18 protein-coding genes are annotated in these 17013 nt (G+C 59.8%); 8 read left to right on the plus strand and 10 right to left on the minus strand.

The window, feature by feature from the left end; translation table 11 throughout:
* Window positions 1-22 precede the first annotated feature (22 nt).
* Window positions 23-1282 (minus strand): N-acetylmuramoyl-L-alanine amidase, encoded by a 1260-nt coding sequence (locus AC5YUO_RS01110; protein WP_496153969.1) that lies wholly within the window; start codon window positions 1280-1282, stop codon window positions 23-25.
* A gap of 646 nt (window positions 1283-1928) precedes the next feature.
* Between AC5YUO_RS01110 and AC5YUO_RS01115 the strand changes: the two genes are divergently transcribed.
* Window positions 1929-4826 carry an Rne/Rng family ribonuclease gene (locus AC5YUO_RS01115; protein WP_496153970.1) on the plus strand — a complete coding sequence of 966 codons (2898 nt, stop codon included), beginning with the start codon at window positions 1929-1931 and terminating at the stop codon, window positions 4824-4826.
* Window positions 4827-4973: 147 nt separating this feature from the next.
* Here the strand turns inward: AC5YUO_RS01115 and AC5YUO_RS01120 are convergent, their stop codons facing one another.
* From AC5YUO_RS01120 to AC5YUO_RS01130, 3 genes are all read right to left on the minus strand, one after another.
* Complete coding sequence (locus tag AC5YUO_RS01120) at window positions 4974-5678, minus strand: SDR family oxidoreductase (protein ID WP_496153971.1); 705 nt, start codon at window positions 5676-5678, stop codon at window positions 4974-4976.
* A gap of 140 nt (window positions 5679-5818) precedes the next feature.
* Window positions 5819-6184, minus strand: a complete 366-nt coding sequence (locus AC5YUO_RS01125; RefSeq protein ID WP_400812281.1) for an antibiotic biosynthesis monooxygenase family protein — start codon at window positions 6182-6184, stop codon at window positions 5819-5821.
* The gene (locus AC5YUO_RS01130; RefSeq protein WP_003521451.1) at window positions 6181-6507 is read right to left on the minus strand and encodes an NIPSNAP family protein; all 327 of its coding nucleotides are present in this window, start codon (window positions 6505-6507) and stop codon (window positions 6181-6183) included. The genes AC5YUO_RS01125 and AC5YUO_RS01130 overlap by 4 nt, the downstream gene beginning before the upstream one ends.
* Before the next feature lie 73 nt (window positions 6508-6580).
* Here AC5YUO_RS01130 and AC5YUO_RS01135 point away from each other — a divergent pair, with 73 nt between their 5' ends.
* Complete coding sequence (locus tag AC5YUO_RS01135; RefSeq protein WP_496153972.1) at window positions 6581-7264, plus strand: ArsR/SmtB family transcription factor; 684 nt, start codon at window positions 6581-6583, stop codon at window positions 7262-7264.
* A gap of 25 nt (window positions 7265-7289) precedes the next feature.
* Here AC5YUO_RS01135 and AC5YUO_RS01140 read toward each other — a convergent pair whose 3' ends face one another.
* The gene (locus tag AC5YUO_RS01140) at window positions 7290-8447 is read right to left on the minus strand and encodes a pyridoxal phosphate-dependent aminotransferase (protein WP_496154882.1); all 1158 of its coding nucleotides are present in this window, start codon (window positions 8445-8447) and stop codon (window positions 7290-7292) included.
* A gap of 173 nt (window positions 8448-8620) precedes the next feature.
* Here AC5YUO_RS01140 and AC5YUO_RS01145 point away from each other — a divergent pair, with 173 nt between their 5' ends.
* The 6 genes from AC5YUO_RS01145 to AC5YUO_RS01170 all read left to right on the plus strand — a co-directional run bounded on the left by AC5YUO_RS01145 (window position 8621) and on the right by AC5YUO_RS01170 (window position 13004).
* Window positions 8621-9388 (plus strand): DsbA family protein, encoded by a 768-nt coding sequence (locus AC5YUO_RS01145; protein WP_496153973.1) that lies wholly within the window; start codon window positions 8621-8623, stop codon window positions 9386-9388.
* Between the two features lie 125 nt (window positions 9389-9513).
* The gene (gene aroQ, locus AC5YUO_RS01150) at window positions 9514-9951 is read left to right on the plus strand and encodes a type II 3-dehydroquinate dehydratase (protein WP_400812276.1); all 438 of its coding nucleotides are present in this window, start codon (window positions 9514-9516) and stop codon (window positions 9949-9951) included.
* Between the two features lie 25 nt (window positions 9952-9976).
* Complete coding sequence (gene accB / locus AC5YUO_RS01155; protein WP_496153974.1) at window positions 9977-10471, plus strand: acetyl-CoA carboxylase biotin carboxyl carrier protein; 495 nt, start codon at window positions 9977-9979, stop codon at window positions 10469-10471.
* A gap of 12 nt (window positions 10472-10483) precedes the next feature.
* Window positions 10484-11830 carry an acetyl-CoA carboxylase biotin carboxylase subunit gene (gene accC / locus AC5YUO_RS01160; RefSeq protein WP_003521459.1) on the plus strand — a complete coding sequence of 449 codons (1347 nt, stop codon included), beginning with the start codon at window positions 10484-10486 and terminating at the stop codon, window positions 11828-11830.
* Window positions 11831-11836: 6 nt separating this feature from the next.
* The gene (gene aat / locus AC5YUO_RS01165; protein ID WP_496153975.1) at window positions 11837-12481 is read left to right on the plus strand and encodes a leucyl/phenylalanyl-tRNA--protein transferase; all 645 of its coding nucleotides are present in this window, start codon (window positions 11837-11839) and stop codon (window positions 12479-12481) included.
* A gap of 79 nt (window positions 12482-12560) precedes the next feature.
* Window positions 12561-13004, plus strand: a complete 444-nt coding sequence (locus AC5YUO_RS01170; RefSeq protein ID WP_496153976.1) for a hypothetical protein — start codon at window positions 12561-12563, stop codon at window positions 13002-13004.
* Between the two features lie 17 nt (window positions 13005-13021).
* On the opposite strand, the gene AC5YUO_RS01175 is transcribed toward AC5YUO_RS01170, so the two are convergent.
* The 5 genes from AC5YUO_RS01175 to gatB all read right to left on the minus strand — a co-directional run bounded on the left by AC5YUO_RS01175 (window position 13022) and on the right by gatB (window position 16863).
* Window positions 13022-13459, minus strand: a complete 438-nt coding sequence (locus AC5YUO_RS01175; protein ID WP_496153977.1) for a DUF2155 domain-containing protein — start codon at window positions 13457-13459, stop codon at window positions 13022-13024.
* Window positions 13460-13589: 130 nt separating this feature from the next.
* On the minus strand, window positions 13590-13988 hold the full coding sequence (locus tag AC5YUO_RS01180) for an NADH:ubiquinone oxidoreductase subunit NDUFA12 (protein WP_400812269.1): 399 nt from the start codon (window positions 13986-13988) through the stop codon (window positions 13590-13592).
* A gap of 109 nt (window positions 13989-14097) precedes the next feature.
* Window positions 14098-14571, minus strand: a complete 474-nt coding sequence (locus tag AC5YUO_RS01185) for a GNAT family N-acetyltransferase (RefSeq protein WP_496153978.1) — start codon at window positions 14569-14571, stop codon at window positions 14098-14100.
* Window positions 14568-15065, minus strand: coding sequence for a GNAT family N-acetyltransferase (locus AC5YUO_RS01190; RefSeq protein WP_080817148.1), 498 nt, complete (start codon window positions 15063-15065; stop codon window positions 14568-14570). The genes AC5YUO_RS01185 and AC5YUO_RS01190 overlap by 4 nt, the downstream gene beginning before the upstream one ends.
* A 292-nt stretch (window positions 15066-15357) precedes the next feature.
* Complete coding sequence (gene gatB, locus AC5YUO_RS01195) at window positions 15358-16863, minus strand: Asp-tRNA(Asn)/Glu-tRNA(Gln) amidotransferase subunit GatB (protein WP_080856274.1); 1506 nt, start codon at window positions 16861-16863, stop codon at window positions 15358-15360.
* Window positions 16864-17013 lie beyond the last annotated feature (150 nt).

The raw sequence follows: 17013 nt of genomic DNA on the forward strand, positions 1-17013 counted from the left end.
CGCCGCTCCGCCGGCCGCTTTCTCAGCCGCCATTCGCCACGGCCTTGGCGCGGTATCGCCCGACGGCGGTTGCCAGCGTATCGGCAACCTTCTTGCGCCACTCCCCATCGAGAAGCAGCTTTTCGTCTTCCGCATTGGAGAGGAAACCGAGTTCCAGCAGCACCGAGGGGACGTCATGGGCGCGCAGCACCATGAAACCGGCGTAACGATGCGGATTGTTGATGAGGCCCACCTGCCCCTCGAAGGAGGAGACGATGTTTTCCGCCAGCGTCACCGAAAAGGCCTGGGTTTCACGACGGGTGAAATCCAGAAGAATATCGGCGACTTCCGGCGGCTCGCTGGAGGCCGCAACACCCGCGATCTGGTCGGATTTGTTTTCGCGTTCCGCCAGTTCCTGCGCCTGCCGGTCCGATGCCCGGTCCGACAATGTATAAACGGTCGCGCCGCGGATGCCTTTTTGTTTCAGAGTGTCGGCGTGCAGGGATATAAAGAGGTTGGCATTGTTCTGGCGGGCAATCGTCACCCGTTCGGACAAGGCGAGGAAAGTGTCGGAATCGCGCGTGAGAAAGGCCTTGATGCCCGGTTCACGGTTCAAACGATCCGCAAGCTCCTTCGCAAAGGTCAAAGTGATGACCTTTTCTTCGGTGCCCGTGGTGCCGCCGGTAGCGCCGGCATCGATGCCGCCATGGCCGGCATCAACCGCGATGACGAATTCCGCCGCTCTCGATGTCTTGTCATCCGGCGTGATCGCGGCCGTTGTCACCGGAGCTGGCGCCTGCCATTGCTGATCCTTCACCAGTTCCGCGAACTTGCCCTTGGTGGTGATTTCCGTATCGAGCACGAAATGGAAAGACTGCCCGCCCTCGGCCTTTTTCGTTTCGGCAACCGCCACCTGAACCGGCTTCTTTGCCGTCAGCACGATGCGGGCGCTGTTCTGCCCCATGCTGCCGAAGCGGATGTCCGAAAAAAGACCTGTTGGTTTGAGGTCGGATGCGGGAAAGCTGAAATTCACCGCCGGAAAATCCACGACGATGCGGACGGGCGAATCGAGATAGTGGACGTCGAATTCCGGCTCTTCGGCGAAATCGAGAACGATGCGGGTGCGTGCCTCATCGCCGATAATCCTCGCCTGATGAACGATGAGCGGCTCCACGGCATGGGCCGCGGGCGCGACGGGAACAGAGGCGGCGACGGAAAATGCCAGAGCCGCCGCAAGCCGCGCGATTCGCGCGCCAAGCCGCCCTCTCCCACCTAAAATCGCTGCGTTGCGCGTGAAATTCATGGTCTTCAAGAAATTCCGTATTTCAGTCATTTTCGATAAACGGCGCGGAAAAACGCCGGCAACAGTGCCGTTTCGACCACGCCGTACGATAGTTTGCGCCTTTTGCGCCCCACAATCGCAGGCCTTGGTGAACCAATTGTTAACCCGGAAATTCCACCAATAATATGGCATATTTAGCCAGCCTATTGCTATTATGACAGAGAAAACATACAACACGGATGAGGGTTAAAAGTGTTGACGGGATAGATGCCCGCCGGCTGCCAATCGAAAAAGACGCTGGCGCTGCACATCGGGCAATCATCTGCCGTCGTTACATTTATCCTGAAACTCGATCAATTCCGGCCGTGGCCGGAGACCTACCCGGTGGCGCTGCCACCGCCGCTCTGAGGAGAGCAAATTCATCGGATCCCAAGGGGTCTATATATTATTGTCGTTCCGCCTGGCCAATGATGTCGCAGCAGTTTTCACATGAACCGGATACCAGGAGCAGGCCAAGCGCCTCGCCGTCGGTCCGGATGCTGCCAGTTTACAGACGCCCGGCAGGAGACTTCATTTCCGGCACATCCTTGCACTCATATGAAAGGCTCGTCCGTGTGGCGGGCCTGTTCTCGTATAAAACAAGGCTGCGCCGAGGAGCACAGCTTACATGGCAGACAAAATGCTTATCGACGCCTCCCACGAAGAGGAGACACGCGTAGTCGTTGTCCGTGGGAACCGGATCGAAGAATTCGATTTTGAATCGGAGCACAAGAAACAGATCCGCGGCAATATCTACCTTGCCAAGGTCACGCGCGTTGAGCCTTCCCTTCAGGCGGCCTTCGTCGATTACGGTGGAAATCGCCACGGCTTTCTCGCTTTTGCGGAAATCCATCCGGATTATTACCAGATTCCGCTCGCCGACCGTCAGGCCCTGCTGAAGGCGGAAGCCGAGGATCATCGCCGCAGCGACGATTTCGAATCCGCTGACGCGCCTGAGCCCGCAGCACCGATGATCGACCTTTCGCAGGTGGATCAGCCGGATGTCGGCATTGTTTCCGCAAGCGAAACCACTGAAGTCCTCGTCACGGAAGAAGCTGCACCCGTTGCGGAAGCGGTTTCTGAGGAAACGGCTGTCGAGGTTGTCGCGGAAGAAGCGCCGGCCGAGGAAGAAAAGCCGAAGAAGCGCGTTCGCCGCCCCCGCGCCAAGAAGAAGACAGCTGAAGAAATCGCAGCCGAGGCATCCGAAGCGTCTTCCGAAGACGATGGCAGCACCGGCGGCGAAATGGCTGCCATGGTCGATACCGACACGATTTCCGAAGAAGTCGAAGGCCTTCGTCGCGGCAATGACGATGATGACGACGACGATGATGACGATCATCACGAAAAAGAAGTGATCGAATCCGTCGGCGCTGAAGACGCGATGGAGGAAGTTCCCGATCGCGTCGCCCGCAAGCCGCGCAAGCAGTACCGTATCCAGGAAGTCATCAAGCGCCGCCAGATTCTTCTGGTGCAGGTGGCCAAGGAAGAACGTGGCAACAAGGGTGCCGCACTCACCACCTATCTGTCGCTGGCCGGCCGTTATTCCGTGCTGATGCCGAATACGGCGCGTGGCGGTGGCATTTCCCGCAAGATCACCCAGCCGACCGACCGCAAACGCCTGAAGGAAATCGCGCGCGATCTGGAAGTGCCGCAGGGCATGGGCGTCATTCTGCGCACCGCAGGTGCCAACCGCACCCGCGTCGAAATCAAGCGCGACTTCGAATATCTGATGCGCCTGTGGGAAAACGTCCGCACGCTGACGCTGAATTCCACGGCCCCCTGCCTCGTTTACGAGGAAGGCTCGCTCATCAAGCGTTCGATCCGCGATCTCTACAACAAGGATATCGGCGAGATCATCGTTTCGGGCGAAGAAGGCTATCGTGAAGCGAAAGACTTCATGAAGATGCTGATGCCGAGCCACGCCAAGGTGGTTCAGCCTTACCGCGACATTCACCCGATCTTCTCGCGCTCCGGCATCGAAGCCCAGCTCGACCGGATGCTGCAGCCGCAGGTGACGCTGAAGTCCGGCGGTTACCTCATCATCAACCAGACGGAAGCGCTGGTTTCGATCGACGTCAACTCCGGCCGTTCGACCCGAGAGCATTCCATCGAGGAAACCGCGCTGACGACCAACCTCGAGGCCGCGGAAGAAGTGGCGCGCCAGCTGCGCCTGCGCGACCTTGCCGGTCTTGTCGTCATCGACTTCATCGACATGGAAGAAAAGCGCAACAACCGCTCCGTCGAGAAGAAGCTCAAGGATTGCCTGAAAAACGACCGCGCCCGCATCCAGGTCGGCCGTATCTCGCATTTCGGTCTTCTGGAAATGTCGCGCCAGCGCATCCGCGCTTCGGTACTGGAATCGACCACGCAGGTCTGCCAGCATTGCGGCGGCACGGGCCATGTGCGTTCGGAATCCTCCATCGCGCTGCATGTGCTGCGCGGCGTCGAGGAATATCTGCTGCGCAACACCACCCATAACATCACCGTTCGCTGCACGCCGGAAACGGCGCTTTACCTGCTCAACCACAAGCGCGGCACGATCGTCGATTATGAAGGCCGCTTCGGCGTGTCGATCATCATCGCCGCCGATGCCGGTGTCGGTGCGCAACATTTCGCCATCGATCGCGGTGAAGCCGTTGAAAATCCGGTGAAGATCGAAAGCCTCATCCAGATGCTGCCGAACTTCGTGGAAGAGGAAGACGATTTCGTCGCCGAGGTGGAAGAGGACGAAGACGAGGAAGAAATCGTCAAGGCCGAGAGTGCCCAGCCACGCCAGCAGCCGCAGGGCGAAAATGGTGAGGATGGCAAGCGCAAGCGCAAGCGTCGCCGCCGCCGTCGCGGCAAGGGTGGCCAGGGCGACCAGAACGGTGCGCTCGATGGCCAGTCCGCCGATGCGGAAGGCGATGATGCCGAAGGTGACGACGATGGCGTCGAAACCGATGAGGCTGGCGTAGAAGCCGAAAACGGCACGGCGGAAGCAGCAACCTCCGACGAGGAAGGCAAGCGCAAACGCCGCCGCCGCGGCAAGCGTGGCGGCCGCCGCAACCGTGCGGAAGACGAGGCGCTTGACGCCGCCGATTCCGAAACCGGGGATGAAGGCGAAAGCGAAGAGGTTTCCGCCGAAGCATCCGTAAGCGAAGAGCCGACCGCTGCCGAAGTGGTGGAAGGTGCCGTTGCCGAGGTTACGGAAGAGGAAGTGCCGAAGAAGCCGCGCCGCACCCGCAAGGCAAAGGCCAAGACTGAGACCGAGGAAGCACCGAAGGCCGAAGCCGTTGAAACGGTTGAGCCGGTGATCGTTGAAGAAACCGTCGTTGACGTCGCGATTGAAGAAGCCGGTGAGGCTTCGGCCGATCTTGCTTCGGAAGCGGAAGCACCGGCCACGGAAGAAAAGGTTCGCGCGAACCGGGGCAGCAATGTCTCGAGCTCGGAGCCGGTGGTAACTTCTTCCGGTTCCTCCACCCCCGCCGATGGCGACGAGCCCAAGCCCCGCAAGGGCGGCTGGTGGCAGCGCAAAGGCTTCTTCTGAGAGAAGCCACATCCTGGATAAAAGACGCCCGCAACGATGTTGCGGGCGTTTTCTTTATCGGCGCAAAGAACGGGCGTTTTTAAGCCGCAGACATTTCCTCATTCCCGTTCCCCGGAACAGGGACGAGGAGTGGGAAAGGCCAACCCGTCAAACAGACCGCGTCAGGCCGCCATCAACGCGAATATTCTGACCGGTAATATACCCTGCCCCTTCAGACGCCAGGAATGCCACGGTGGCGGCGATTTCCTCGCTCTTGCCGTAACGCTGCATCGGCACGCTCTCGCGGCGTTCTTCCGTCGCCGGCAGGCTGTCGATCCAGCCGGGCAGGACATTGTTCATGCGCACATTGTCTGCCGCATAGGTATCGGCAAAAATCTTGGTGTAGGAGGCAAGGCCGGCACGGAACACGGCGGATGTCGGGAACATGCTGCTCGGCTCGAAAGCCCAGGCTGTGGAGATGTTGACAATCGCGCCCGCCTTCTGCCGCACCATGACAGGGGCGACGATGCGTGTCGGGCGGATGACGTTCATCAGATAGACATCGAGGCCGGTGTGCCATTGATCGTCGGTAATGTCGAGAATGGAGGCGCGCGGGCCATGCCCGGCGCTGTTTATCAGCACGTCGATGCGGCCGAATCTTTCGAGCGTGAGATCGGTCAGCCACTGCAGATCGTCATTGGACTGGTTGGAGCCGGTGACGCCGATGCCACCCAGTTCCCTGGCCAGCGCCTCTCCCTTGCCGGAAGAGGACAGGATCGCGAGCTTGTAGCCGTCAGCGGCCAGACGTTTGGCCACGGCAGCCCCCATGCCGCTGCCCCCTGCCGTTACAATCGCCACTTTCTCTACCGACATCGCTTTTCTCCATGTCCAACAGGCGGTCCGCCGCGTGGCGTTCCTTCATCCATAAACTGCTTCATCTATAGCGGGTTTCAAGCGCGAGTTCGAACCAGAAAGGCTTGCAGCGGTATGTAGAAAAACTGATACTGGACATGTCAGCGCGATACGCCCCCTTCTGCCGGATGGGCTCTCCGGCTGTCGGCCGGGGCCTCTTCCCTCACCTCCAGGCCATAATCGCGGATCACATGCGCAATACGCAGCCGGTAATCGGAGAAAACACCGGATCGGCCGAGCGACTGCGCGGCGCGATGCGAGATGGTGTTTCGCCATGCCCTCACCGCCTCCTCATCCCGGAAGAAGGACAAGGACAGCATCTTGCCCGGATTGCTGATGCTCTGGAACCGCTCGACGGAGAGGAAGCCATCGATGGTTTCAAGTTCGGCCCGCAGGCGGGCGGCGATATCGAGATAGTGCTGTTTCTCGCCCTCAGACGGCCAGACCTCGAAGATGACCGCGATCATTGCCCGCCTCCGGCGTGCGGAGCGGAGGCGAGGCGCAGGAACAGCCGGTCTTCGCGGCGGATGAATTGCTCGCGCCGGGCGAATTCATAGTTTTCGCGCCCGGCGGGATCGGCGGCGAGCCGCGCCCTGTAGGCTTCGTAAGCGGCGAGATTTTCGATGTTGTAGACACCATAGGCAATCGTGCTCGATCCCTCCTTCGGCGCGTAATAACCGATGAGATCGGCGCCGCAGCGCGGTATCGCCTCACCCCATGTGCGAGCATATCGTTCGAAGGCATCGACCTTGAAAGGATCGATCTCGTAGCGGATGAAACAGGTCAGCATGGTTTGTCTCCTCGTGTTCTGTCTCTCCTTTCTACACATTGCCTTGCGGCAATGCTTCGGTTATCATCGAAGCATGAAAGACGGACCTTTGATCGCCAATGTCGCCGCCCTGATCGGCGACCCTGCCCGCGCCAACATCTTGACGGCGCTGATGGACGGACGTGCGCTGACGGCGAGCGAGCTTGCGGAAGCGGCTGGCGTGACCCTTCAGACCGCCAGCGGGCACCTTTCCAAGCTCTCAGAGGCACAATTGCTGAAGGCGGAAAAACAGGGGCGGCATCGCTATTTCCGTCTCTCCGACGAAGATGTGGCGCAGGTTCTGGAAGCCTTGATGGGGCTTGCACAACGCACAGGCGCGGTCCGCGTGCGTACCGGGCCGAAGGACAAGGCGCTGCGTGAAGCGCGCATCTGCTACGACCACCTGGCAGGGGAAAGCGGCGTTGCGCTGCTTTCCGCCATTACCGCCAGGGGATTGGTGACATCAGGTGACGACCCGGTGCTGACGGATGACGGGCGCGATTTCTTTTCGAGCTTCGGCATCGATCTTTCGCCGCTCGAAAAGGCGCGCCGGCCGGTGTGCCTGCATTGCCTGGACTGGAGCGAACGCCGCCATCACCTCGGCGGCGGGCTTGGTGCATCGCTGCTCGAGGCGATGCAGCAGCGCGACTGGCTGCGGCGCGGAAACGGCCGTGTGCTGACCTTCACGGCAAAAGGCGAAAAGGCCTTCGTCAGCACCTTCGGCTGCACGCCCGCCTGATCTCCCAAGGAGGCGGGCGTTAGGGCTATTTCAGCCAGCCGGCAATACGTCCCACCGCCTCGGCAATGTCAGACACCGAACCCGCATAGGAAATGCGCAGCGCCCTGTGGCCCTCTTCGGGATCGAAATCCATGCCCGGTGTCGCCGCCACGTCGATTTCCGCCAGCATGCGCCTGGCGAAATCCATGCTGTCATTGGAAAAGCGGCTTGTATCGACATAGGCGTAAAAAGCGCCATCCATGGGGGATGCCAGCGGCAGGCCGATTTCCGGCAGGCGCGCCATCAGGAAATCGCGGTTGGTGCGATAACTCTCCCTATAGACATCAAGCTCTTCCGCCGCCGAAAAGGCGGCACTTGCCCCAAGCTGCGACAGTTCCGGCGCGGAAATATAAAGGCTCTGGGCCAGACACTCGACCGGACGGACCAGATTCTCCGGCAGCACCATCCAGCCGATGCGCCAGCCGGTCATGCAATAATATTTGGAGAAGGAATTGATGATCACGGCATTGTCAGTGATTTCAAGCGCGCTCGTCTCTTCGCCGACAAAGGTGAGGCCGTGATAGATCTCGTCGGAAATGAAGGCCATGTCGCGGCTTTCGCAATAGCTGGCGAGCCGCTTCAGCGCCTCGCGGCCGGTAACGGTGCCGGTCGGATTGGCCGGGCTTGCCAGAAGCACGCCCTTCAGCTTGCAGCCGGCTTTTGTTTCCGCCCGCTCCAGACTTGCCGGCGTCAGCGTGTAGCCGGTTTCGGCCGTCACCGGCACTTCGACGACATTGAGGCCGAGCGCCTTCAGGATATTGCGATAGGCCGGATAGCCGGGCCTTGCGATGGCGACATGGTCACCCGCATCGAAAAGACTGAGGAAGGCGAGATTGAAAGCGGCCGAAGACCCCGTGGTCACGGCGATGCGGGCCGGATCGATAGCCACCTGGTGACGCAGCCGGTAATGGCCGGCGATCGCCTCACGCAATTCACGCAGGCCAAGGGCGTCGGTGTAACCGATCCGCCCGTGTTTCAGCGCGGCCTCAGCCGCTTCCAGCGAGGCCTTTGGCGCGGGATGGGAAGGCTGGCCGACCGCCATGGAAATGACGGGGCGGCCCGCCTGCCTGCGCCTGTTCGCTTCCGCCAGGATGTCCATGGCGTGAAAGGGTTCGACTGCGCTCCGCTTCGACATCGTAATCAAGGGCATGCTCTTTCCTGAACCGTATTTCAGAGACTTGCCGCAGAATCGCAATCTTCACAATCATGCGATCATAATGCGGACAAGTATTTTTGCCGTATGGCATTTGGCTTAAAGTAAGGTAATTGCCTTCATAAGATTTCAAGAGGCTCCGGCCGCACAGAATGAGGACCGATATGGCGCATTTTTTCCGTTCCACCCTTCTCGCCAGCGTGACGGCCCTTTCGACGGTATTCGCCACCCTGCCCGCCCATGCGCTCGACGAGCAGCAGAAGAAGGAAATGGGCGAGTTCATCAAACAATATCTGATCGAGAACCCTGAGATCATGCTTGAGGTTCAGGATGCGCTTGAACGCAAGCAATATGCGGCGCGCAACGCCAAGGCTGCGGAAGCCGTCGCCGACAACAAGAAGACCATTTTCGAATCGAAATTCGATCTGGCGCTCGGCAATCCGGATGGCGATGTCACGCTGGTCGAGTTCTTCGATTACAATTGCGGCTATTGCAAACGCGCCATGGGCGACATGGACAATATTCTGAAGGGCGACAAGAAGGTGCGCGTCGTCCTCAAGGAATTCCCCATCCTCGGGCCGGAATCGGTGGCCGCTCATCGCGTTTCCAACGCCGTGAAGCTGCTTGCGCCGGCCAAGTATCCGGAGTTCCAGCGCACCCTGCTCGGCGGCCGCGGACGGGCGAATGAGGACAGCGCCATGGAGGTCGCGACATCGCTTGGTCTGAAGGAAGCCGACATCCGCAAATCGATGGCGGAAAACCCCAATGATGCGCAGGTGCAGGAAACCTACAAGCTGGCAAACAGCCTCGGCATCACCGGCACACCATCCTATATCGTCGGCGACGAGGCGGTTTTCGGCGCGGTCGGCGCCGACCCGCTGAAGGAAAAAATCGCCAATATGCGCAGCTGCGGAAAAGCCACCTGCTCCTGATTGCTAAAAAAGCCACTGCATTCCCTGTGAGATGCCTGCCAAGCGGGCTGTTTACGGCTTGCGGGGGCTTTTCCTTGACGGCTGCGCAGTCTATAGGTGTCGCTGATTTTCTTATGGAAACGTGAATGAGCAACATCATCATCGTCATCAACGGCCCCAATCTCAACATGCTGGGAAAAAGGGAACCGGGTATCTATGGTGGCAAGACGCTGAAGGACATCGAGAATGATTGTCTCGCGGCCGGTGCCGATCTCGGTTTTTCAGTGGAATTCCGCCAGTCCAACCACGAAGGCGTGCTGGTGGACTGGTTGCAGGAGGCCGGCGAGCGGGCGGCGGGCGTCGTCATCAATCCCGGCGCCTACAGCCACACATCCATCGCGTTGCATGACGCCATCCGTGCGATTTCCACGCCCGTCGTGGAAGTGCACATTTCCAACATCCACGCCCGCGAAGAGTTCCGTCACAAATCGATGGTATCACCCGCGGCGAAGGGCATGGTCTGCGGTTTCGGACCATACGGATACATCATGGCGCTTCACGCGCTGAAAAACATCACGGCATAAAAAGAAACAAAGAATAGGGTTTGTCATGTCTGAAAAGAAACAGGGTATCGACAAGGAACTGATCCGCGAACTCGCGAATATCCTCAACGATACCGACCTTTCGGAAATCGAAGTGGAGCAGGAAGACCTGCGTATCCGCGTTTCCCGCGCGGCTCCCGCTCCCGCCACCGTCTATGCCGCGGCGCCTGCTGCTTATGCGCCCGCACCGGCGGCAGCTCCCGTTGCCGCACCGGCAATCGCAGCGCCGGCTGCACCTGCGGCGTCCGCAGCACCGGCCCGCAACCCGGCCAACACCGTATCCTCGCCGATGGTCGGCACGGTCTATCTGTCGCCTGCCCCGGGCGCACGCCCCTTCATCGAAGTGGGTGCGACCGTTAAGGAAGGCCAGACCATCCTCATCGTCGAAGCCATGAAGACCATGAACCAGATTCCGGCTCCCAAGTCCGGCAAGGTCGTGGAAATCGTCGTCAACGACGCTCAGCCCGTGGAGTATGGCGAAGCCCTCGTGGTCATCGAATAAAGGCGGTTCAGCATGGTTTCGAAGATCCTCATAGCCAACCGTGGCGAGATCGCGCTCCGCGTCCTGCGCGCCGCCAAGGAGCTTGGCATTCCGACGGTCGCCGTGCATTCCACGGCCGACGCGGACGCCATGCATGTGCGACTTGCCGACGAAAGCGTGTGCATCGGCCCGCCGCCCTCGCGTGACAGCTACCTCAACATCCACCAGATCGTTGCGGCCTGCGAAATCACCGGTGCTGACGCCGTTCACCCCGGTTACGGCTTCCTGTCGGAAAACGCCAAGTTTGCCGACATTCTCGACGCGCACGGCATTACCTTCATCGGGCCGACCGCCGAACATATCCGCATCATGGGCGACAAGATCACCGCCAAGCAGACGGCGCAGGAACTCGGCATTCCCGTGGTTCCCGGTTCCGATGGCGAAGTGAAGCCTGAAAACGCGCTCGAAATCGCCCGGACGATCGGTTTCCCGGTCCTCATCAAGGCGACGGCAGGCGGCGGCGGTCGCGGCATGAAGGTGGCGAAGACCGAAGCCGATCTGGAAGAAGCGGTTGCGACTGCCCGTTCCGAAGCGGCGGCAGCCTTCGGCAACGACGCCGTCTACATGGAAAAGTACCTCGGCAAGCCGCGCCATATCGAAGTGCAGGTTTTCGGTGATGGTGAAGGCAATGCGGTTCACCTTGGCGAGCGCGATTGCTCGCTGCAGCGCCGTCACCAGAAGGTGCTGGAAGAAGCCAATTCGCCGGCACTGACCGTCGAACAGCGCATGAAGATCGGCGAGATTTGCGCGAGCGCCATGCGCAAGCTGAAATATCGCGGCGCCGGCACCATCGAGTTCCTTTACGAAAACGGCGAGTTCTATTTCATCGAAATGAACACCCGCCTGCAGGTGGAGCATCCGGTAACGGAAGCGATTACCGGCATGGATCTCGTGCAGGAACAGATCCGGGTTGCTTCCGGCCAGGGCCTGTCGGTCACGCAGGATGATATCGAGTTCCATGGCCATGCCATCGAATGCCGTATCAATGCCGAAGACCCGCGCACCTTCGTTCCCTCCCCGGGCACGCTGACCTATTTCCACACGCCGGGCGGCCTTGGTGTGCGCGTCGATTCGGGCGCCTATCAGGGCTACAAGATCCCGCCCTATTACGACAGCATGATCGGCAAGCTGATCGTCCACGGCCGTGACCGTGACGAGTGCATCCGCCGCCTGCGTCGGGCGCTGGACGAGTTCGTCGTCGACGGCATCAAGACCACGCTGCCGCTTTTCCAGGATCTTCTCCAGAATGAGGATATTCTGAACGGCGATTACGATATTCACTGGCTGGAAAAATATCTGGCCGGTGACGCGTCTCACTAAGACGATATGGCTGGGCGGCGCAGCAGAAATAACGGCATAACAGTCGATATTCTGCTGCGCGCCTATTCCGCCGGCCTGTTCCCCATGGCCGATTCGGCCGACGATCCCGAGCTTTTCTGGGTCGAGCCGGAAATTCGGGGCATCATCCCGCTCGATGGTTTTCACGTTTCCAAAAGCCTCGCCAAGGCGATGCGCAAGAAGCCGTTCAAGATTCGCTTCAACACCGCTTTCGAAGCTGTCATGGCAGGATGCGCGGCGGAAGCGCCGGACAGGCCGAGCACCTGGATCAACGCCACCATCCGCAGGCTCTATACCGAGTTGCACCAGATCGGCCACGCCCATAGCGTCGAAGCATGGGAGGGCGAGGAGCTTGTCGGCGGGCTCTACGGCGTCTCGCTGGGCGCCGCCTTCTTCGGCGAGAGCATGTTTTCCCGCCGCACCAACGCCTCGAAGATTTGCCTCGTGCATCTGGTGGAGCGCTTGCGGCAGCAGGGGTTTACGCTGCTTGACACCCAGTTCACCACCGAACATCTCAAGACATTCGGGGCAATCGATATTCCAAAGTCGGAATATGCCACGATACTGGAAGCGGCTGTCGACAGGCCGGATGTACCTTTCGAGAAATTGCCGGCGCAAGAAAATCCACACTGAAAACAACCTGAGATTTTGCTTGCAAGCCTCAAAAACATGACTTATCCGATCATGATATTTGGTTCATCGGGGGATGGTCATGCGCTGGATTGCGGCCTTGTTGTTGATGCTGACGCTGGCGGTGAATGTCACCGCCGCCGAACAGCGCCCGCACCCGCTGGCAGCCTGGCGAAGCGAAGTTTCCCGAGCCTTGACGGGCGCAATGGGCCGCCCCGAATTCAAGATCGTACGGACGAACAAGCGGCAGGCGCTCCTTGTTACGTTCCGCGTTGACCCGGCGGGGAAAATGCAGGTCGTTCAGGTCAAAAACATCAGGGATAGCACCTATCAGACGAGAACGGCCGTGAAGAGGGCATTTTCTGAAATCAGATTCCCCTCACCTCCCACCAGCGATCAGCCCAACAAGTTCACCGTTCCGATCGTGATCGAGCCCGAACTGACGCGGGAGGAAATGATCGAACAACTGGAAAACAAAAGCAAAGCCTTGGCCGATCTGGCCGAGAAGCTCAGACGCCAGAAATAGACGGGGTCGTGGGGTAATTACTTGCTTGCCGTGGAGGGCGCTGGGACGTCCGAGTCCTGCTTGCAGCCCGTCAGCCACACGTCGTAGATCGGGTGTTCCACGGCGTTCAGGCCGGGGCTGTCGGCAAACATCCAGCCCGTGAAAATCCGCTTAATCTTGCGGTCAAGCGTGATTTCGTCGACTTCGACAAAAGCGTCGATCTTCTGGGTTTCCGTCTGGTCGCGGGAATAACAGACCTTCGGCGTCACCTGAAGCGCGCCGAACTGCACGGTCTCGTCGATATAGACATCGAAGGAGGTGATACGGCCGGTGATCTTGTCGATGCCCGAAAACACCGCCACGCGGTTTTCGAGACGGGCAGCTGAGACGGGCGAAATGAGGATGACAGCAGAGACCGCTGCAAACAGCGAGACTGTCAGCGCACGCAAAGAACGATCCCGCGTGAATTTCCTCATACGATATGTCTCCAAATATTTGCCTGTGTCGAACCGCCGACCGGATCAACGCCTAAGGGCGGAATGTGGCAAAAACCGGTGAGGCCGGCGTCAGCGCGATGTTTTGCACAACACCGCGCGTAACAAGAGCTTAGTTACCGGGGGTCCAGGCGTCGTAATCGCCGGTCACGCGCGGGCGCTCGCCGGCCACCGCCAGCGATCCCTGCGGACGATAGGCCTTGGACGAACCGGTGTGGTTCGGCTGATGCGGCTTCTGCCAGTCGCGCGCGACATAGCTTTCCTGGCTCGGCGGTACGTCGGTGCGGTAGTGCATCCAGCCATGCCAGCCGGGCGGAATGGCGGAGGCTTCGGCATAACCGTTATAGATCACCCAGCGGCGCGGCATGCCCCAGGAGGTGGTGCCGCCTTCGTAATAGGTATTGCCCAACTCGTCCTGTCCTACCTTCTTGCCGAAACGCCAGGTGTGAAACCGTGTTCCGATCGTCTGGCCATTCCACCAGGTGAAGATTTGCGTCAGGAGAGTCTTCATTCTACGTTCCTCGGGCTTGAATGCGCCGCAGCGATTTTCCGTGCACGGCACAAGACATGCTTATGCCGCCCCTCACGGCAATTGTCCAGCATTTCGAGATATATCCGCGCTATTTCAGCTTCATCCTGAAGCCCAGATGCCGCTTCTCAAAACCCAGCCGCTCGTAGAAGCGATGCGCGTCCAGCCGGGCCATGTTGGAGGTGAGCTGCGCGGCATTCAGACCCTGACGGCGGGCCTCTTCCAGGCAATGATTGATCATGACCGCGCCGATGCCGCGACCACGCATGTCGGCGCGTGTCTGCACCGCCTCGATCACCATCGACTTCGCCCCTCGCCCGACCAGCTTGGTCAGGATCGCCGTCTGGAAGGTGCCGACAACCTCGCCATCCAGTTCCGCTACATAAAGCGTTTCGCTCGGCGACGCCTCGATAGCCCGGAAGGCGGCAAGATAGTCCGGCTGCGCCGATTCGTCGGCCGTATCGCCATGGCCGCCGATCTCATCGGCGGCAAAAATGGCGGCAAGAGCGGGAAGGTCGTCTTCACGTGCGGTGCGGATAATCAGTTTCTGCAATGTCGCATTCATCGGGTCAGGCTCTTTTCCATAACGATGCCGGGCAAACCTTCGATCCCCGCCATGCGCTCGATTCGGTCCACCTCGACAAATCCGACGCCTTCATAAAAGGCGATTGCGACAGTATTTTTGGGCTCGACTTCAAGCCGCATGATTTCCGCATCCGGGAAGCAGGTTTCCAGCTCGGCGAAAAGATCGCGGCCGACGCCCTGACGCTGAAGATCGGGCGCGACATACAGCTGGTGCAGCAGGGCCGTCTTCGCCATTTTGGTGGACATGGAGCCATAGGCCATTCCGCCAATCCGCTTACCGTCATCAGCCACCAGAAACTCACCGCCCTTTTTCTCGATACGGTCCTTCATGGCCTGCGGCGAATGCCATGCGAGGATCAGCTGGTTCACCTTGTCTACGCCATAGATCGCGTCATAGGTGGCGTGCCACGTCGTGGCGAGCAGGGTGCGTACCGGCTCGATGTCACGCAGGCTTGCCGTGCGGATGAAAAACATGATTTAGCTCCGTCTAAAAACAGAAATGCCGGGTATTGATCCCGGCAGAAGTGATGTCGGTGCTCTGTGCTCGACGTCATCCTCGGCTTGTACCACTGTGTGGTTCAATCGGAAATAATCCAGGCTAAAACCTTACTTCCGTCATGCCGGACTTGATCCGGCATCCAGCCGCCGTGCGTCTGCGCGGCGAAAAGAGTCTTTTCAGCCCAAGGACTTGGACTGGCTGGATCCCGGCTCAAGGCCGGGATGACGGAACCTCTATGCCGTTACCAGCGTAAGAGGCAGCGTCCGCTTACTCTTCCTCGATGCCGAGCTTGGCCTTGACCAGCGCCTGCACGGCCTGCGGGTTGGCCTTGCCACCCGTCGCCTTCATCACCTGGCCGACGAACCAGCCGGCGAGCGTCGGCTTCGCCTTGACCTTCTCGACCTGATCGGGGTTGGCGGCAATGATCTCGTCGACGGCCTTTTCGATGGCGCCGGTATCGGTCACCTGCTTCATGCCGCGGGCCTCGACGATCTCTGCCGGGTTGCCGCCCTCGTTCCAGACGATCTCGAACAGGTCCTTGGCGATCTTGCCGGAGATGGTCTCGGCCTTGATGAGATCGATAATGCCGCCCAGCTGTTCCGGGGAAACCGGCGTCGTCTCGATGTCCTTGCCCGATTTGTTGAGCGCGCCGAGCAGATCGTTGATAACCCAGTTGGCGGCGGCCTTCGCATCGCGGCCGGCGGCGACGGCCTCGTAATAATCGGCGATTGCCTTTTCCGAAACGAGGATCGAGGCATCATAAACCGAGAGACCGAGATCGGCCACGAAACGGGCCTTCTTGTCGTCGGGCAATTCCGGCAGATCGACCTTCAGCGCTTCCACAAAAGCATCGTCGAATTCGAGCGGCAGCAGATCCGGATCGGGGAAATAACGGTAATCATGCGCATCTTCCTTGGAGCGCATGGACCGCGTCTCGCCCTTGCCCGGATCGAACAGGCGGGTTTCCTGATCGATCACGCCACCGTCTTCCAGAATGGCGATCTGGCGACGCGCCTCGTATTCAATGGCCTGGCCGACAAAGCGGATGGAGTTGACGTTCTTGATTTCGCAGCGCGTGCCGAAACCCTCGCCCGGACGGCGCACGGAGACGTTGACGTCGGCGCGCATCGAGCCTTCATCCATGTTGCCATCGCAGGTGCCGAGGTAACGCACGATGGAGCGCAGCTTTGTGAGATAGGCCTTGGCCTCATCCGACGAGCGCATGTCCGGCTTGGAGACGATTTCCATCAGCGCCACGCCCGAACGGTTCAAATCCACGAAAGACATGGTCGGGTGCTGGTCGTGCATGGACTTGCCGGCATCCTGCTCCAGATGCAGGCGCTCGATGCCGATCTCGATATCCTCGAAATTGCCCTGACGGTCCGGTCCGAGCGAAATGGTGATGGTGCCTTCGCCGACGATCGGATCCTTGAACTGCGAAATCTGGTAGCCCTGCGGCAGATCCGGATAGAAATAATTCTTGCGGTCGAAGATCGACCGGTTGTTGATCTTGGCCTTCAGGCCGAGGCCGGTGCGCACCGCCTGCTTCACGCATTCCTCGTTGATGACGGGCAGCATGCCGGGCATGGCGGCATCGACCAGCGACACGTTGGAATTCGGCGCATTGCCGAAGGTGGTGGAGGCGCCGGAAAACAGCTTGGAATTGGAGAGAACCTGCGCATGCACCTCCATGCCGATCACGATTTCCCAATCGCCGGTGGCGCCGGGAATGAAGCGTTTCGGGTCGGGGGTGCGCACGTCTACAAGGGTCATCTGAAGCTCACGATATACGGGTTCTTTGGCCTTGGTGGGTAGAACAAATGGAGCGCGGGCGCAAGACATGTTGCGTCCTTCACGCCGGGCGCGGGGTTTTCGTCCGCAACGGATACGCGATTTTTACGCTTCCCGGTTTCAATTCAGGCC

It is taken from the genome of Agrobacterium sp. LEGMi-208b (genome assembly GCF_059511785.1).

What these genes read in the sequence shown, in the direction of transcription:
- AC5YUO_RS01145 (WP_496153973.1), top strand. Translation starts at nt 8,621, where the DNA reads ATGGCGCATTTTTTCCGTTCCACCCTTCTCGCCAGCGTGACGGCCCTT.
- AC5YUO_RS01175 (WP_496153977.1), bottom strand. Translation starts at nt 13,459, where the DNA reads ATGAGGAAATTCACGCGGGATCGTTCTTTGCGTGCGCTGACAGTCTCG.
- aroQ (WP_400812276.1), top strand. Translation starts at nt 9,514, where the DNA reads ATGAGCAACATCATCATCGTCATCAACGGCCCCAATCTCAACATGCTG.
- AC5YUO_RS01135 (WP_496153972.1), top strand. Translation starts at nt 6,581, where the DNA reads ATGAAAGACGGACCTTTGATCGCCAATGTCGCCGCCCTGATCGGCGAC.
- AC5YUO_RS01190 (WP_080817148.1), bottom strand. Translation starts at nt 15,065, where the DNA reads ATGTTTTTCATCCGCACGGCAAGCCTGCGTGACATCGAGCCGGTACGC.
- AC5YUO_RS01115 (WP_496153970.1), top strand. Translation starts at nt 1,929, where the DNA reads ATGGCAGACAAAATGCTTATCGACGCCTCCCACGAAGAGGAGACACGC.
- accC (WP_003521459.1), top strand. Translation starts at nt 10,484, where the DNA reads ATGGTTTCGAAGATCCTCATAGCCAACCGTGGCGAGATCGCGCTCCGC.
- AC5YUO_RS01125 (WP_400812281.1), bottom strand. Translation starts at nt 6,184, where the DNA reads ATGATCGCGGTCATCTTCGAGGTCTGGCCGTCTGAGGGCGAGAAACAG.
- AC5YUO_RS01110 (WP_496153969.1), bottom strand. Translation starts at nt 1,282, where the DNA reads ATGAATTTCACGCGCAACGCAGCGATTTTAGGTGGGAGAGGGCGGCTT.
- accB (WP_496153974.1), top strand. Translation starts at nt 9,977, where the DNA reads ATGTCTGAAAAGAAACAGGGTATCGACAAGGAACTGATCCGCGAACTC.
- AC5YUO_RS01120 (WP_496153971.1), bottom strand. Translation starts at nt 5,678, where the DNA reads ATGTCGGTAGAGAAAGTGGCGATTGTAACGGCAGGGGGCAGCGGCATG.
- AC5YUO_RS01170 (WP_496153976.1), top strand. Translation starts at nt 12,561, where the DNA reads ATGCGCTGGATTGCGGCCTTGTTGTTGATGCTGACGCTGGCGGTGAAT.
- gatB (WP_080856274.1), bottom strand. Translation starts at nt 16,863, where the DNA reads ATGACCCTTGTAGACGTGCGCACCCCCGACCCGAAACGCTTCATTCCC.
- AC5YUO_RS01130 (WP_003521451.1), bottom strand. Translation starts at nt 6,507, where the DNA reads ATGCTGACCTGTTTCATCCGCTACGAGATCGATCCTTTCAAGGTCGAT.
- aat (WP_496153975.1), top strand. Translation starts at nt 11,837, where the DNA reads ATGGCTGGGCGGCGCAGCAGAAATAACGGCATAACAGTCGATATTCTG.
- AC5YUO_RS01180 (WP_400812269.1), bottom strand. Translation starts at nt 13,988, where the DNA reads ATGAAGACTCTCCTGACGCAAATCTTCACCTGGTGGAATGGCCAGACG.
- AC5YUO_RS01185 (WP_496153978.1), bottom strand. Translation starts at nt 14,571, where the DNA reads ATGAATGCGACATTGCAGAAACTGATTATCCGCACCGCACGTGAAGAC.